The sequence below is a fragment of the Bifidobacterium sp. ESL0728 genome (assembly GCF_029392015.1).
In the GTDB taxonomy this organism is placed as follows: Bacteria; Actinomycetota; Actinomycetes; order Actinomycetales; family Bifidobacteriaceae; genus Bifidobacterium.
Genome location: NZ_CP113925.1, coordinates 2,411,239 through 2,426,429, shown reverse-complemented (window position 1 = coordinate 2,426,429; position 15,191 = coordinate 2,411,239). Strand labels below are relative to the sequence as shown.

Sequence of the window (15,191 nt, the reverse complement as noted above, 5' to 3'; positions counted from 1 at the left end):
GCCGTCATTCGCCGCGTCGTGGTTGTTTTTGGCCTTGTCCGAGCTCATTATTTCCTCCGTTTCGTACGCTTATATCCTATCGTGGTGCCCGTCTTGAGCATTTTTGGATCGGTATGTTGCATGCGTGGAGCGTCAATCCACATGCAGCAACGGTCAGAAAATTGCAAGAATCAGGTGTTTGTTCGGTCTGAAAATTGCAGGAAAACATATTTTCGACGGTCGGAAAATTGCATGAACTGGCGTTCGTTCGGCCTGAAAATTGCATGAAATGAGGCTTTCAACGGTCAGATTTTTGCAATATTCGCGCTTTCGACGGTCAGAAAATTGCAAGAAACCCTCCCGTCAACGGTCAGAAAAGTGTATTGGATTGCGACGGATGCAAGGCGGGAGTGAGGATTAGCCATCAACGTACCGCTGTGGGCGGTTGAGGAGTATTTCTAGGTGGCGCGATGAACGAGTGTCGGGAAGATTTAGCCGAAGTTCAAGATGCCGTATTGGGTTGATGATAACAGTGGCGGCTTTCGTTTAGATAAGGATTTTGACTGTATATTGGTTAGGCATTTCTATACGCCACATTTCGCGGTCACGCCCTAGACTGGGATTATTGACGAAATACCAAGGAAGGCGCAAATAATGAAATATAGTGAACTTGGAACGTCGGGTGTGAAGGCCTCGCGCGTGGCCCTCGGTGCGATGCGAATGAATTCCAAGAGTGCCGACGAGGCGCGCGGAATCGTGAGTACGGTCTTGGACGGCGGCGTGAACTTCTTCGATACCGCGGATTGCTATACCGCCGGCGAGAGCAGCCGTCGGCTTGGTCAGGCGCTCAAAGACGTGGGTGTGGACCGCAGCAAGATCTATGTGCAGACGAAATTCGGTATCTACCGTGATCCGAAAAGCGACGACATCACCCGCTACAACTTCTCGAAAGACCATCTTCTCGCCGCGCTCGACAGCGAACTGAAAAACCTGCAGACCGATTACGTAGATTTCGTGCTTCTGCATCGTCCCGATACGCTCGTGGAGCTCGATGAGCTGGCGGAAGCGTTCAATGAGCTGCAATCGAGCGGCAAGGTGCGTCATTTCGGCGTGAGCAATGTGAACCCGATGCAGGTCGAGATGCTGCAGAGCGCCCTCGATCAGAAGCTTGAGGTCAACCAGCTGCAATTCGGTCTGGGCCATACCGGCATGGTGCAGCAGGAGATTCACGTCAATATGCAGGACGCGCCGAGCGTCGATCATGACGGCGGGCTGATCAGCTACTCGCGTTTGAAGAAAATGACCATTCAGGCTTGGAGCCCGTTCCAGTTCGGCTTCTTTGAAGGCGTGTTTATCGACAACCCAAAGTTCCCCGAACTCAACGAGATGCTCCAACGTGTCGCCGATGCACATGGTGTCAGCAAAAACGGGATTGCTGTGGCATGGATTCTACGTCACCCCGCCAAGATGCAAGTGTTGCTGGGGTCGATGAACCCAGGTCGTCTTAAGGAAATGATGGCCGGAGCGGATGCCGAAATCACCGCCCAGGAGTGGTACGACCTCTACGTCGCCGCCGGCAACGATTTGCCGTAAATCACCGTTTTGATATATTCATGCGGGCAAACGGCCTCTGGCTCCGGCTCAGGTGCGCTTTGCCCGCATTTTTATGTGTAATTGTCATTAGCGGTGGTAAACGGGATTCGGCTCGTTCTTAAGTGCGGTTTGCCTGTACCAATGTGTGGTTGTTTGCGATGGGCCTATGTTGTGGAGCAGATAAACGGCAATGAGTTTCGGATCAGGTGCGCTTTGCCCGCATTTTTTACGTACGATAACGCATCGCCGGCGCGGGTAGACGGTATCTGGTTGTCGGTTGTTGTGCGGTTTCCGACGCTAATGCGTGAATTCGGTATCCGTATTTGGTGCCGATAGATTGATTTTGCGCAGTTGCTGGATGCGGTTTGCCTGCATGGGGGTGCATTTTTGCGAGATTCTGCTGATTGAAGCCCGCAAGTGGCATATGGCTGGCAATTCAGCGCAGTTTCCCGGCAGTGGCATAAGCGGTAGGTGGACTTGCCGTTGCTCGCGAGGTATGGTTCCTTGCGGCCAACCAGGCTGCTGTAATCCCGCGTTGCTAGGGTAGTGGCGTGCACTATTTCACCCCGAAACGTTGCGCCAGCTCGCGCAAGATCATCTACCATGACAAGGCTCAGGCCGAGGCCGCTGCCCGGCAGGCCTTCATCGAACGTGACGCCGAGCTGTGGGTCTATCGGTGTGAATACTGCGGCGGCTGGCATTTGACCCATCATGACCCAAAAGAGGAAGAGTTTCTACGCGGTATCAGCGCCCAAGCCGCTGCCCAACGCAAGAGGCCTCACTCCCGCAAGCGCGGTTTCAAACCTCGTCAGCGTTAGCCGGCAACTTTCCCTTTCTCTTATATCGGTAGGGCTCATTAGCTCGTTTCTAGAGTGCACTTTTTTGACGGTGACTCGAGAAACATGCAAGTTGGGCTCGATACAGTGCACTTTTCTAACATTGCCGTCAAAAACGTGCACTTATCGTTCCATAAAGTGCATGTTTTTGACATTGGCGTCGAGAATATGCGCGTAGGGATTCATAGGGTGCACTTTTTTGACGTTAACGAGAGAAAAGTGCAAGTAGAGCTGGGTAAGATGCATGTTTTCTGCAGTGGTGTCAGAAACATGCAAGTACTTTTACACAAAGTGCTCTTTCTCGCCGTTAATGGTGAGAAAGAGCACTTTGGAAAAACGAATCAGACTCAGCGGTCGAAACGGAAGCCTTGATCCTCGGCGACGGGCTTGACGGAGCGGCTGAAAACGCCGGTATCGACGGAGTTCTTGGCAATCTGGTCGCTGAACGCGTCAACAGGGCGTGAGGTGTTGCGCAAATCGTAATACTTATGGACGGTGTCGTCGAAGGCATCGAGTCCGTGGAGCAGTTGCGCGTCGTCGGCGGGGTAGCGGTCGGCGAAGAATTGGTCGTCGCGTTCCATGCGCGGCTTCAAAGCCGGCGACTGGTCGGGTTTGCCGATAGCCAGACCGAGCACGGGGTAAGTGAATTCCGGCAGGTGCAGCAGTTCGATGAGTTTGCGTGGGTTGTTCAAAACGGAACCGAGAATCACGCAACCCAGATCGAGCGAATAAGCGGCCGTTTCCATCGCATGAAGTGCGAGAACGGCGTCATTCTGGGCTTGAGAGAAGCGATAGCTGGAATTCAACGTAAATTCGTCGGAGTGGACGTTGACGCCTTTGCGTTCAGCGATGGCGGCGTTGCGGTGTTCGTCGGCGATGAAAATGTATAGCAGCGGTGCCTCGGCCACGTAGGTCTGATTGCAGATTTGGGCGATGGCGTCCTTGATGCTTTGATCTTCGATGCGCACGGCTGACCAGTCCTGCAAATACTGGCTTGAGGCGGCATGCTGCGCGACGGTTTCCAAAGTGGCGATGGTCTGCTCGTCGATGGTTTCCGGCTTGAACTTGCGGATCGAGCGCCGGTTCAGCAGCGTTTCGATGGTTTCGTTGGTACGTAGGTTATTTTGTGATTCGGTCATAGCCATATTCTTTCAAATAGGCACGAAACATACCACTGTTTTTCCGCTCTGGGTAACACGACGGATGTGAGATTGATATCTATTTATCGCTTGCTATACCACATGTTCGTTGTCGTTTTCGTCTCTTGTGTTACATCATTAAGCAATGGATAACTAAAGGGATGCTATACCGCCGGGCGGCAGATGGATTGTCACTTACCGTTGCGGCGATTGTGCCGGCGCGTGACCAGCGCATTCGAGCCGCGTACGCTGAGTTCGGAAATCACTGCTCCCAACGCCGCCGAAAGCGCGGCAAAAACGATACTGGTTACAAAACCCTGCTGTTGGGCGTTTTCGGCTGCTGCAGTGTCTCCGGCCGCGCGCTTGCCGGATGTGCGATCTTCCCATAGATTCTTGAAAAGCTGGCCGGCTACGGTTCCTACGGTGAACGGGAAAATCATTTTGAAAATCTTGTCGCCGAGCGTATCGGGGTCTTGCAAACGGTTCTGACGCATGGTTTCTACTTTCTTGTCGACGCGATGAAGGGTTTCGACGATGTGGTCCGCTAATGAGGTTGAAGAGGGGAACGAAGAGGCTGAAGTCTGGTAAGGGGACACCCGAGAGGCGGGAAATGCTGCAGAGGAAGAAGGCGCCGGGGCTGCGGGAGTCGTGGAAGCGGAAGGAGCTGAGGGTGATTGAGTCGTGGAAGGAGCTGAAGGTGATTGAGTGGCGGAAAGAGCTGAAGATGATTGAGTCGCGGAAGCGGCCGAGGACGATGGCCCTGCCTGCGCGGAACCGACCGAATCGCGCGAAGCCGTTTTGCCTGTTACGGAAGGCATGAACGAATCCCATGCCGGTGTGTCAAGAGCTTCGGGGTTTTGCCTGTCGGCTTCTTTCACCGCTGTTTTGCTGTGTCTTGCGTGCATTTTTCCATAATAGACGTCGCACTGTCCCTGATGCAGCACTGAGGTTAGCTGTGACGTTTGAGTATGTCGATGATTTCCTTGGGCCGTGTGTTCCGGTTGATTTTGGCGGTTTCATGGGGTGCCGGTAGCGGAAGGTCTTCAGTGGCTAAATTCAGGTTATGAAAGCGCCACAAAGTTGGGCTAACCGGGAAAGGCCGATGAAGAATGCGTATAACGAATTATAGTAGAAATTATCATTATTTTGGCTATAGTCAATTGGTTTTGCGCGTCTTGACGGCCTGCGTTAGAGTGGTTTTATGACTGAATATCTTACTTCGGGCGAGGGGGCCTCGAAACCCGGTTACTTGGTATTGCTGCGTCACGGACAGACCGCATGGAGCGTCACCGGGCAGTATACGGGACGTACGGATGTGCCGTTGAACGATGAAGGCCGACATCAGGCGATGGCAGGCGGCAAACGATTGCGTGAAGCGTTTCCCGGTGGGTTCGGGCCAGGGCATATTTTTGCAAGTCCATCGCATCGTGCCAGCGAAACAGCCCAATTGGCGGGTTACTCTGATTTCGAAACGCTGGACGACCTCATGGAATGGGATTACGGCCCTGCTGAAGGCCGCCGACGCGAGGAAGTCGGTGCCGCCCTCGGCCACGATTGGTGCGTGTGGGACGAAGGGCCAGAAATGTTGCCGCGTTCCCTGCAAGGTGATTGGGTCTGCACCCTGCCCAGTAGAGAAACGGTCAACGTTCACAGCGGAACCGGCGAAACCGTGGATGAGGCCGCCGCACGCGCCCGCCGCGTCATCGAAAAGGTGACGCCCCTGATTCTCGACGGTCATAATGTGCTGCTCGTCGCCCATGCCCATATTCTGCGTATCATCACCACGCAATGGCTGCGCGCCGACCCGCGTGCTGGTCGCCTCCTCCGTTTCGACACCGCCCACCACTCGGTGCTTGGCTACTACAAAAACGACCCCGTCATCGTTCGCTGGAATGTGTGAACTATAAAACAAAGTGTGTTTGTGGGTGCGGCAGGTTCTTAATGGTTGGAGTGGAACTGTGACGAATTTTGACCGTTTATGGTTAAATACCGATAGAATGAATGGCATTTGGTAGAAGGCGTTATGTGGTGTTGTCCGTTGCGACTCATTGTGTGTTAATGTGTACGAAAGCGTATTAGGAGAAGACAAGCAAAGGCTACGATGCGGGATGTTATGGTTGTGTCTAGAGTCTCGAAGGCGACAGCTTTTGTATGCGGCGTGCGGCAACTCCTTGATTTCCGAACAAACCGCGAACAGAGCACGTGTGGAAATGGAAAAACTCAGGTACTCGGTCAACCATGCTGCGTGTGTGCTTTCTACATCGAAGATCAGAACTATAAGAGCCTTGTGTTCGGTTCGACAAAACGTATCCTTTTCTCTTTCGTTGTGAGCGCCTATTGCATGGTTTGGCTCGTGCAATCAGGCGATAGGGGCTATGACATCAGGCTTCTTCGTCGGCTTCCCTCTGATTCTTTGCCCGTATTTGCCAGAAAGGACAAGGATCGAGAGTTATTGAAGCGGCTGTGATCAGTTTGTGACCGTGCCGTTTGACGATTTTGGTTTCTGACTATTCGTACGGGTGGAAGCATACGGATAAAGGTTTTAAAAGGATCGTGAGAATCAAGAAAAATCTGGAGGAATCAAATGTGGCCTGTATCTAAAAGGTTCCACAACTGAATTGTCTCAGCAGAGCTCAATCGGCCACAACAGGGATGAGACAACGTTTTCATTTCCAGTTTTCTATTATAGTCGGATTTATCATTTTCTGTTTTTAGATTTTCAGGATTCCTTGAATTGCGACATTCAAATTTCGTGATGGGTTTGACTTAGGGTCTAAAATATGGTAATGTAAGCGTTTACTGGTTTGATATGTTATCACGGACGCACATATTGGATGCAGCAATATCAAAATAAAATTGAATCCGTTTGCAATTTTGCATGCGCACTCGAGGAGGAGAAAGTGGGCGTGAAATGATTTCAATGGCCGGTAAGTCGATTCGCAGGTGGTGGGCGTTGTTCGCGCTGCCTACGTTTGCGGCTTTTGTTGTTGGCTTTGTAGTTCCGTTCGTGATGGGCATTTATCTGAGCTTCTGCAAGTTCAGTACAGTGACCGATTCAAAATTCATTGGAATGGCGAATTATTCGGCGGCTATCAAAGACCCGGAATTTTGGCATGCGCTGTGGTATACGGTGGCATTCACTATCGTAACCGTCTTGATTATCAATATCTGCGCTTTTGCAGTGGCGTATATGCTGACCAAAACAATTAAAGGCTCGACGATTTTCCGTTCGGTGTTCTTCATGCCGAACCTCATCGGCGGCATTATCTTGGGCTACATCTGGTTGCTGCTTTTGAACGGCATCCTGGCTCACTGGAGTAAGTCGATTACTTATTCCGGAACATACGGCTTCTGGGGCATGGTTGCCCTGTATTGCTGGCAGCAGATAGGCTACATGATGATCATCTACATCTCCGGTCTGCAATCGCTGCCCGGCGACGTCATCGAGGCCGCAGCAGTCGATGGGGCAAATTCTCGCCAGACGCTGTTCCGTGTGACGATTCCGCTGATGATGCCTTCGATCACAGTTTGCACGTTCCTGACGATGACCAATGGTTTCAAGATGTTCGATCAGAACTTGGCGTTGACTAATGGCGCACCTTCGAATACATCTGAAATGCTCGCCCTCAACATCTACCGTACGTTCTACGGACGCGCAGGGTTTGAAGGCGTAGGCCAGGCCAAGGCAGTGGTGTTCTTTATCATCGTTGCGATTCTGGCGCTTATCCAGAATAGGTTGACCACGAGCAAGGAGGTAGAAGCATGAGTGACAAGGTAAGGCATTCTGGTCTTTGGACCGTATTCTTCACCATAGTGAGCCTGATCTGGGTTTTCCCGATTGTGCTCGTCGTCATCAACTCCTTCAAGCAGAAGGCGTACATCTCTCGTAACGCGTTCTCGATTCCTCGCGGCACCGAGTTCGTAGGTCTTGAAAACTACCGGAGGGGCGTCGAACAGACTGATCTGTTCGCAAGCTTCTGGTGGACTGTCGTTGTCACCGTCGGCTCGGTTCTGCTGATCCTGGTGTGCACCTCGATGTGCGCATGGTGGATCGTCCGAGTCAACAACTGGGCGGCGAAGACGCTGTACGCGCTCTTCCTGTTCAACATGATCGTGCCTTTCCAGATGGTCATGTTCACGCTTTCCAAGTTGGCCGATATGTTGGGTCTCAACACCCCTTGGGGCTTGTGGGTCATATACCTAGGATTTGGCGCGGGTTTGGCAGTGTTTATGTTTACAGGCGTTGTCAAGGGAATCCCGCAAGAGCTCGAAGAGTCCGCCATGATTGATGGCGCATCGGTTCCTGGAATCTTCTTCCGTATCGTGGTGCCGATTATGCGCCCCTCGATTATCTCGGTTGCGATTCTTGAGGCCATGTGGATTTGGAACGACTTCCTGCTTCCGTATCTGACCTTGGATATGCGTAAGTACAAGACCATGTCGATCGCCATTCAGTACCTCAAGGGTGGCTATGGTTCGGTTGATATGGGCGCTATGATGGGCTGCCTGGTGCTGGCCATCATCCCAATCATCATTTTCTACCTCTTCTGCCAGAAGTACATTATTAAAGGCGTAATGGCAGGGGCGGTGAAAGGCTGAAAGCCTTTCATAACAGTCCTGTGGACTGTTATTTAGCCCCTGCCTGAGTGAGGCTGAAAGCCGAACGAAGGTAGTATTGAGTGAAACCCGCCCGTAAGGGCGGGTTTCTCCATAATTGCAGGGCCGGAGGCGGGGCGGTGAAGGGCGGAGTTGGTTAATAGGTGGCAGTCCTGTGGTTGTTGTCTGTTTCCAGCCGATGCCGGAGGCGAGGCAGTGAGAGTTGGAGTTCTTTTACAATTACTAGCCTTGTAGGTTCCTCCGTAATTGAGGCCGAAGTCAATGCGGTGAAGCTCTGTTTAGGTTTTTAAAACCGTAAAAAAGAGGAGCACCCACCAAAACGTGGGTGCTCCTCTTATGTTGTTTTTACCTCTAGATCATCCTCAGCAATTGTTCTGCCACGGCCCGAATAACCGAATCCGGAAGCGGCGAATCCGCTGCAGAATCCCGCAGCGCATACAGCGCACTCAGGCTGTCTTTGCCGTACTGACGAATGGCGTCGTAGGCTTTTTCCTTGGCCTGGTAGCTGATTTGTGCATCATAAAGCACCTTCATCGCATCTTCGACCGTGTCTTCCGAGCAATGGTGAAGTGGCGAATTGAAGTCGATGCTTACGGCCGAATCCCGTGCAATGCCGCGCAGGGTAACGGAAAGACTCTGGCTCTCGTTATCGTATTTGCACTCTGCAGTCTGGCAATTTTTACCATTTGCCGATACTGTCGGTGCCACGTCATCTTTGGCGACTCCGCGGAAAACAACGGTCCAATCTCGCGTTGCCGGCAAGCAAGATGTATTACCTTCCGGCTGGCTGATGGTGAACCGGGCGTTGTCTCCATTACCTTTGCCTACGCTGAGCATCAAGGTGGTGGTCGCGCGTACGCTGCCGTCGGCATGCACGCCGTCGTCTTCGACTAGATCGAATCGGCCGTCGGCACCAGGGAAGACCACAATCTCCAGGTGCTTGGGATTCTTTACATTGTTGACCGGGCCGTTGGCTGCGTCCAAAGGCTGCATTGGCACAATGGCTCCGGCCTTGGCGAAGACAGGAATATTGGCAAGATCTCGCCAAAGTTCGAAAGTTCTACCCGTCGATGCAGGCGCGTCATAACGTTTGCCGGTAAAGAAGTCGAACCACTGACCTTGTGGCAACCACGCTCTGGCGGCGCTTTTCTGCACTTCACGTACTTGCGGGGTGACGATGGGTGCCACCACCAGTTGCGTACCGAATCTGAACTCGTCAGGAACGTGGTAGGCGTCCTCGATTTCAGATGCCTGCCAATACATCGGCTCGACAAGGGGTCGGCCCTCATCGTGCGCCCGCCAATTCATGCTATAGAGATAAGGAATAAGCTGCTGCCGCAAACGAAGCGCTTTCGTCATCGCAAGCCGGGTCTCGGTGTGGAAATTCCAGGGTTCCTTGCCGTTGAAGGGAGAAGCCGTGGAGTGCAGCCGGGTAATCGGGCTGAAGGTGCCGAGTTGGTACCAGCGTGCCTCCAGTTCTTCATCGCGGTAGCCACCCATATGTCCGCCGATATCGTGGCTCCACCAGCCGTAGCCGATATTGCTCGCGGTGGCAGTGAAATATGGCTGGAATTCGAGCGATTTCCAGGAGACAATGGTGTCGCCTGAGAATCCGACAGGATAACGATGCGAACCTGGGCCCGCATACCTTGAGAAGGTGATCGGCCAACGTCCGTCACGCCCGGAATCGAGATAGTGCAGGTGGTTGAGAATCCACAAGGGGTCGAGCCCCTTTTGCCGGGTCACGCCTCCCTGTTGCCAATCGATCCACCAGAAACTGACGCCTTCGTCTTCAAGATGATGATGAAGATTGAAATAGGTCTGCATGAATTTCGGGCTCGAAGGGTCGAAAACAATCGGTTCCTCGCTTTTAGGATCGACGCCCATCTCCTTGGCCACTTCGGGGTAGCAGTCCTCGAAAGCCCTGATGCCGTCGCGCGGATGGATATTCAAACTCACTTTCATCCCTAGCTGATGCAGTTCGTCCATGAATTTTTCCGGATTCGGGAAAAGTTTGTGGTTCCACGTATAGCCGGTCCAGCCGGAGCCGTACTTGGGATCGATGTCTTCGACGCGATGCCAGTCCATGTCAATGACACCGGTATTGAATGGAATTCCTTCCTTCTCGAAGCGATGCATGAGGTTCAGATATTCATCGCTACTGTATTGGTGGTAGCGGCTCCACCAGTTGCCCAATGCGAAACGGGGAAGCAATGGTGTCTCGCCGGTAAGGCGGTAAAAGTCCTGGACCGCTTCTATATAGCGATGGGCGTATGCAAAGACGTAAAGGTCGATGCCCTTGTGTTTTCTGGGTTCGACCCACATGCCGAACGGGTTGGTCTGCCCTTGCACCGAGTCGGTCTCCACTAATTCGTTCGATGAGGAATCGTCAAGTACGGCCCATCCGTTTCTGGAGATAACTCCCAGACCGAGTGGTATCTCGCCATCAGCCTCATCGAGGGTTCGGGTGGTTCCCTTGAGATTCCCGACCGGTTTAGAGCCGAAATTCCATGTGTTTCTCTGGCTGTGTTGCAATCCTTTGACAACGACGTTCAGGCCCTCTTTACTGAACGGTTGTCTGTCATAAGTCAGTCTTAAGTGTGGGGTTTCAATGATCAGCTCATCGTCTTTGATTTTTTTGGTGAATTCCGGCTTCGCATTCCAGTTTCTGCATATTACGGTCTGCGTCGCATTGTCTTCAAAGAATCCGTCATCCTGCCATTCGAGACGGATGAGTGATTCGGTGATGATGCCGATGCGCCAGTGGTCACCGGTAATGGTGGTCGCCGGGTCGAGCGCCGGTTGGGTTATTAATCTAGGGAAGGATGGCATTTGTAATCTCCTTTGTGCTTTTATTTTCCTTGAACTCTTAGTGCTTTAAATATAGTTAAAACAACAATCTCTTTTACTGTTGAAAAACAGCAAAAGAAACGGTCGATAAGCTTCTGAGATGAAGGCTTAAAGGCCGTTCCTTTAGCCTCCGAAATTCGTATTAATCATTGAACCTCGAGGCATTGGTAAGTTCTCTCCAAGTGTTAGAAGGTCTGGAGCTCAGCATAATTAATGGAGTTAGGGTATTCTGCACTTGCAGGACGATCATGGTTTTATGGTTGTTGAGATAGCTATCTTCGCGATTTACGAGAAGGAGTCTTGGTTTTGACGCCGGCATCGTTTTCGGTTAAGGCATAAGATTCTGAACAACAGTGCTTAAATATCTTCTTGTTGCGGATGATGTTGAACCGTTCAGGCGAGAACGCCGTTATCTGTCATTCTGTATGAAGGCTATCCAGGTTCTTTGCGCAATAGCCTTCATACAGAAGAAAGAGTCAATCGACTTACTTCGCTGCTAGCAACCAGACGGAGGCATCCTGAGGGAGCTTGCCGTTGGCATCAAGGTCAGTTGAAGCTATCAGCTGCGTGGCGTTGGCGGGCAATGCCACGGGCTGTGCCCCAAAGTTGGTGATGTTGACGAAGCGGCGGCCTTCGGAATCTTCGGCCGGACGTGAATAGGCGATGACGTCATGTCCCATATCGAGCATGTCGATGGAATCGTGGTCGCCGGTCGCGGTGAGCAATTGTGCGCGATTCTTCAGCAGCTTGCTGTAGAAGTTCAGCATGGAATCGGCGTCTGCAGCCTCTTTGTCGGCGGCAAAATCCTTGAACCAAAGCGGCTGCGGCAGATGCGGATCGGCGCTCGCAGAACCGTCCGGGCGGGTGCTGGGGGAGAAGCCGAACGAGGCGCCTTCGCCGAAGTCCTTGTCCCAGCTGGCGGGTTTCGGCTCGTCGCCGGCAGTCCAAGGCAGCGGTACGCGGCAACCGTCGCGACCTTTTTCGGTGAAGTTGCGCAGCGTGCGGAACGGTGTCGGATCCTCCAAGCGATCCCACGGAATGTCGGGTACTTCGAAGAGGCCAAGTTCCTCACCCTGATAGATGTAGACCGAACCGGGCAGGCCGAATTCGAGCATCGCTGCGGCGCGGGCGCGGCGTGTGCCAAGCTCGCGGTTCTCGAGGTAGGTGGTGCCGTTGCGCAAGATCCAATCGGTTGCGATCTGATGCTGGGTGCGTGCCTTGACCTGCGGCAGCCCGTAGCGCGAGGCGTTACGCGGGATATCGTGGTTGCTCATCACCCATGTCGAAGTGGATCCGCCGCTATTTGCAGCGCTTTCAAGACCCTCGATGACGGCGGTGCGCATTTCATCGACATCCCAGTTGGCCTTGGCAAATTCAAAGTTGAAGACCTGTCCAAGCTCGTCCGGCGAAGCATAGAGATGCTGATGATCGGGGCGCACCCAAGCCTCGGCGACGGCGAAACGCGGGGGATTGTATTCGTTGAAGACCTGACGCCATTCCTTGTAGATGTCGTGGACTTCGGGGCGATCCCACATCGGGTTCAATCCGTCATGGTTCGTCTGGTCCTGAACGGTGTATTCGCGGCCAAGCTCTTCCAAGGATTTGCTGTCGAAGTCCTTGGCCAAGCCGTGGGCCACGTCGATACGGAAGCCATCGGTGCCGTGGTCGCTCCAGAAGCGGAAGGTCTTCTTGAACTCCTCATGAATGTCGGGATTCTTCCAATTGACGTCGGGCTGTTCCTTCGCGAAGATATGGAAATACCACTGCCCGTCGTCCACGCGTTCCCAAGCCGGTCCACCAAAGAGGGACTGCCAGTCGTTGGGAGGCAGTTCGCCGTTCTTGCCGCGACCTTCGCGGAAGATATAGCGGTCGCGTGCAGCCGATCCGCGCCCGGCCTTGAGTGCTTCCTGGAAGAAGTGGTGCTTGTCGGAAGTGTGGTTCGGCACGATGTCGACGATGACCTTGACGCCTGCCTTGTGGGCCGCCGCGACCATCTTGTCGAAATCATCCATGGTGCCCAGCCGCGGGTCGACATTGCGGTAGTCGATGACGTCGTAACCGCCGTCGGCCAATTCGGAAGGGTAGAACGGGGAAAGCCAGATCGCATCAATGCCAAGCGAGGTCAGATAATCCATCTTCTCGGTAACACCTGCGATATCGCCGATGCCGTCGCCGTTGACATCCTTGAAGCTGCGCGGATAAATCTGATAAACGACGGCTTGCTTCCACCAGTCATCTCGAGTGTTGTTGAGGGTCATTGATGTCCTTCCTTGGAGAGTGAGAGTACTGCGCTATTTGTAAGTACTATGACAACGTTATCAAATCTATCATAATAACAGGTGCAAAACAAAATTTTTGAGTCTGTGTCTTAAAGAAATGTCGGCGATAGAAAATGTTTTCATTGCACATCATGGCGTATGCTGTTGTATGGAGCAAACTATCCACTATGTTCGACACTTAAAGATAAAGGCGGAATATGAAGTGGCTGTCACCTGATTCAGGGTTTATGCGGGGGCTTTCAGACCTTACCGATGCCATATGGATCAATATTCTGATGCTCGTCACCTCGATCCCCATTATTACCATCGGTGCAGCCCTGACGGCCGCTCATGATGCGGCAAGGCGCTCGCTGATCGGTGAGGGGCATGTCACTTCGAATTATTTCAAGGCGTTTAAATCGAATTTCAAGGCCTCGACCCTGCTCTGGCTGCTTTTTGGCATTACCGGTGCTGCGATTGCCTGCAGTTGGGTGTTCTTGCAGATCACGCCGCTGCTGATCCCGAAATTCGCGTTCACGATTGTTTGGCTGATAGGTTTTGAATGGATTTGGGGGCTTCAAGCCAGGTTCAAGAACTCCATCGGCGGCACGTTGAAAAACGCTTTTGTGTTCGGTGTCTCCTACTTCGGCACCACTCTCGCTTTGGTTGTTGTAGACGTTATTTTCGTCAGTCTTATCGTCGCTTCGTGGTTCTATATGCCGCAAGGCGAGTTCCTTCTTTTCGTTTTCGGTTACGGTTCGATCATTATGGTCCATATCCCGATATTGGAACACGTTTTCAAGTGCTATCTTTAGTCTTCTGTTTCTCCCGGATGGAATCGTCGTCAGACAACTCGCGGCGCATGAGTACAGTGGTTTTCTATGGGACGAGTGACGCTTCAAGACGTGGCAAAGGCAGCCGGAGTTTCAACGGCGACGGTTTCCTGGGCTGTAAACGATAATCAAAAGGTGCGCATTCCCGAAGTCACGCGTAAGAAAGTTCGTAAGGTCGCGCGTGAGTTGGGCTATCACCCCAATGCGCTCGCAAAAGGGTTGGCACGCGGAGAGTCGTCACTGATCGGGTTCATCAGTGACGGCGTGGCGACCACCCCGTTCGCCGGCCAGGTCATTCGCGGAGCCCAGGATGAGGCATGGCGCAACGGCAGGATTCTGCTGATCGTCGATACCGGTGGCAAGGCCTCGATCGAGCATTCGGCGTTTGAGTTCATGCTCGAGCATCAGGTCGAGGGAATCATCTATTCCACGTGGACCCACCGCGTGATTGTTCCCCCTTCCGAACTTCGTCCTTCGAAAAGTGTTTTGGTCAATTGCTTTGACAAGAACCATGATTTCCAGGCTGTGGTTCCCGATGAGCGTCAGGGTGGGCGCACCGCCACGCAGATGCTGCTTGATCACGGGCATAAACGAATCGCTTTTCTGAACGATCCCCTGCCTACCCCGGCTTCATGCGGCCGTCTCGAGGGGTACCGCGATGCCCTTGAAGCTGCGGGAATTGCTTTTGATCCTTCCCTTGTCATCAACGCTCAGGGAGATCAGGAAGGCGGCTACGGCAGCGTCGACAAGCTGTTGGCCACGCATGCCACCGCTGCTTTCTGCCATAACGACCGCTTGGCGATGGGTCTCTACGACGCCTTGCGTGAGCGTGGCCTCAAAGTTCCCGAGGACATATCGTTGGTCGGTTTCGATAACCAGGAAGTGGTTTCGGCCCATCTTCATCCGGCGCTGAGCACCGTGGGGCTGCCGCAGTACGAGCTCGGCGTGTTGGGCGTCCGCGCCATGATTGATTTGGTAGATGATACGGACGATAATGCCCAACGCGGCAACCCTCTGCTCGTCGAATGCCCACCGGTGTTGCGCTACTCGATTGCGAGCGCTTGACAGCATAAAGCAGTGTGCTAT

At 53.0% G+C, this 15,191-nt stretch carries 11 protein-coding genes; 7 read left to right on the top strand and 4 right to left on the bottom strand.

Annotation, left to right across the window (positions count from 1 at the left end):
• Window positions 1-633 precede the first annotated feature (633 nt).
• Window positions 634-1,572 (top strand): aldo/keto reductase, encoded by a 939-nt coding sequence (locus tag OZX67_RS09065; RefSeq protein WP_277142780.1) that lies wholly within the window; start codon window positions 634-636, stop codon window positions 1,570-1,572.
• 551 nt (window positions 1,573-2,123) lie between these two features.
• A complete protein-coding gene (locus OZX67_RS09060) occupies window positions 2,124-2,390 on the top strand; it encodes a hypothetical protein (protein WP_277142778.1) in 267 nt (88 codons plus the stop codon).
• A 365-nt stretch (window positions 2,391-2,755) separates the two neighbouring features.
• Here OZX67_RS09060 and OZX67_RS09055 read toward each other — a convergent pair whose 3' ends face one another.
• Both OZX67_RS09055 and OZX67_RS09050 read right to left on the bottom strand, forming a co-directional pair.
• On the bottom strand, window positions 2,756-3,547 hold the full coding sequence (locus tag OZX67_RS09055) for a nitroreductase family protein (protein ID WP_277142776.1): 792 nt from the start codon (window positions 3,545-3,547) through the stop codon (window positions 2,756-2,758).
• 191 nt (window positions 3,548-3,738) lie between these two features.
• Window positions 3,739-4,452 carry a DUF4235 domain-containing protein gene (locus OZX67_RS09050; RefSeq protein WP_277142774.1) on the bottom strand — a complete coding sequence of 238 codons (714 nt, stop codon included), beginning with the start codon at window positions 4,450-4,452 and terminating at the stop codon, window positions 3,739-3,741.
• Window positions 4,453-4,748: 296 nt separating this feature from the next.
• Here OZX67_RS09050 and OZX67_RS09045 point away from each other — a divergent pair, with 296 nt between their 5' ends.
• From OZX67_RS09045 to OZX67_RS09035, 3 genes are all read left to right on the top strand, one after another.
• The gene (locus OZX67_RS09045) at window positions 4,749-5,447 is read left to right on the top strand and encodes a histidine phosphatase family protein (protein ID WP_277142772.1); all 699 of its coding nucleotides are present in this window, start codon (window positions 4,749-4,751) and stop codon (window positions 5,445-5,447) included.
• A gap of 1,011 nt (window positions 5,448-6,458) precedes the next feature.
• Window positions 6,459-7,313 (top strand): sugar ABC transporter permease, encoded by an 855-nt coding sequence (locus OZX67_RS09040; protein ID WP_277142771.1) that lies wholly within the window; start codon window positions 6,459-6,461, stop codon window positions 7,311-7,313.
• Entirely contained in the window at window positions 7,310-8,146 is an 837-nt protein-coding gene (locus tag OZX67_RS09035) for a carbohydrate ABC transporter permease (RefSeq protein WP_277142768.1), read from the top strand. Before OZX67_RS09040 ends, OZX67_RS09035 begins: the two co-directional genes overlap by 4 nt.
• A 369-nt stretch (window positions 8,147-8,515) precedes the next feature.
• On the opposite strand, the gene OZX67_RS09030 is transcribed toward OZX67_RS09035, so the two are convergent.
• The gene (locus OZX67_RS09030) at window positions 8,516-10,996 is read right to left on the bottom strand and encodes a glycoside hydrolase family 31 protein (RefSeq protein WP_277142766.1); all 2,481 of its coding nucleotides are present in this window, start codon (window positions 10,994-10,996) and stop codon (window positions 8,516-8,518) included.
• A gap of 503 nt (window positions 10,997-11,499) precedes the next feature.
• Window positions 11,500-13,272 carry a glycoside hydrolase family 13 protein gene (locus OZX67_RS09025; protein ID WP_277142764.1) on the bottom strand — a complete coding sequence of 591 codons (1,773 nt, stop codon included), beginning with the start codon at window positions 13,270-13,272 and terminating at the stop codon, window positions 11,500-11,502.
• Between the two features lie 218 nt (window positions 13,273-13,490).
• Between OZX67_RS09025 and OZX67_RS09020 the strand changes: the two genes are divergently transcribed.
• Entirely contained in the window at window positions 13,491-14,087 is a 597-nt protein-coding gene (locus tag OZX67_RS09020) for a DUF624 domain-containing protein (protein ID WP_277142762.1), read from the top strand.
• A 66-nt stretch (window positions 14,088-14,153) separates the two neighbouring features.
• Window positions 14,154-15,170: a LacI family DNA-binding transcriptional regulator gene (locus OZX67_RS09015; RefSeq protein WP_277142760.1), complete on the top strand. Its 1,017-nt coding sequence runs from the start codon at window positions 14,154-14,156 to the stop codon at window positions 15,168-15,170.
• Window positions 15,171-15,191: the final 21 nt, after the last annotated feature.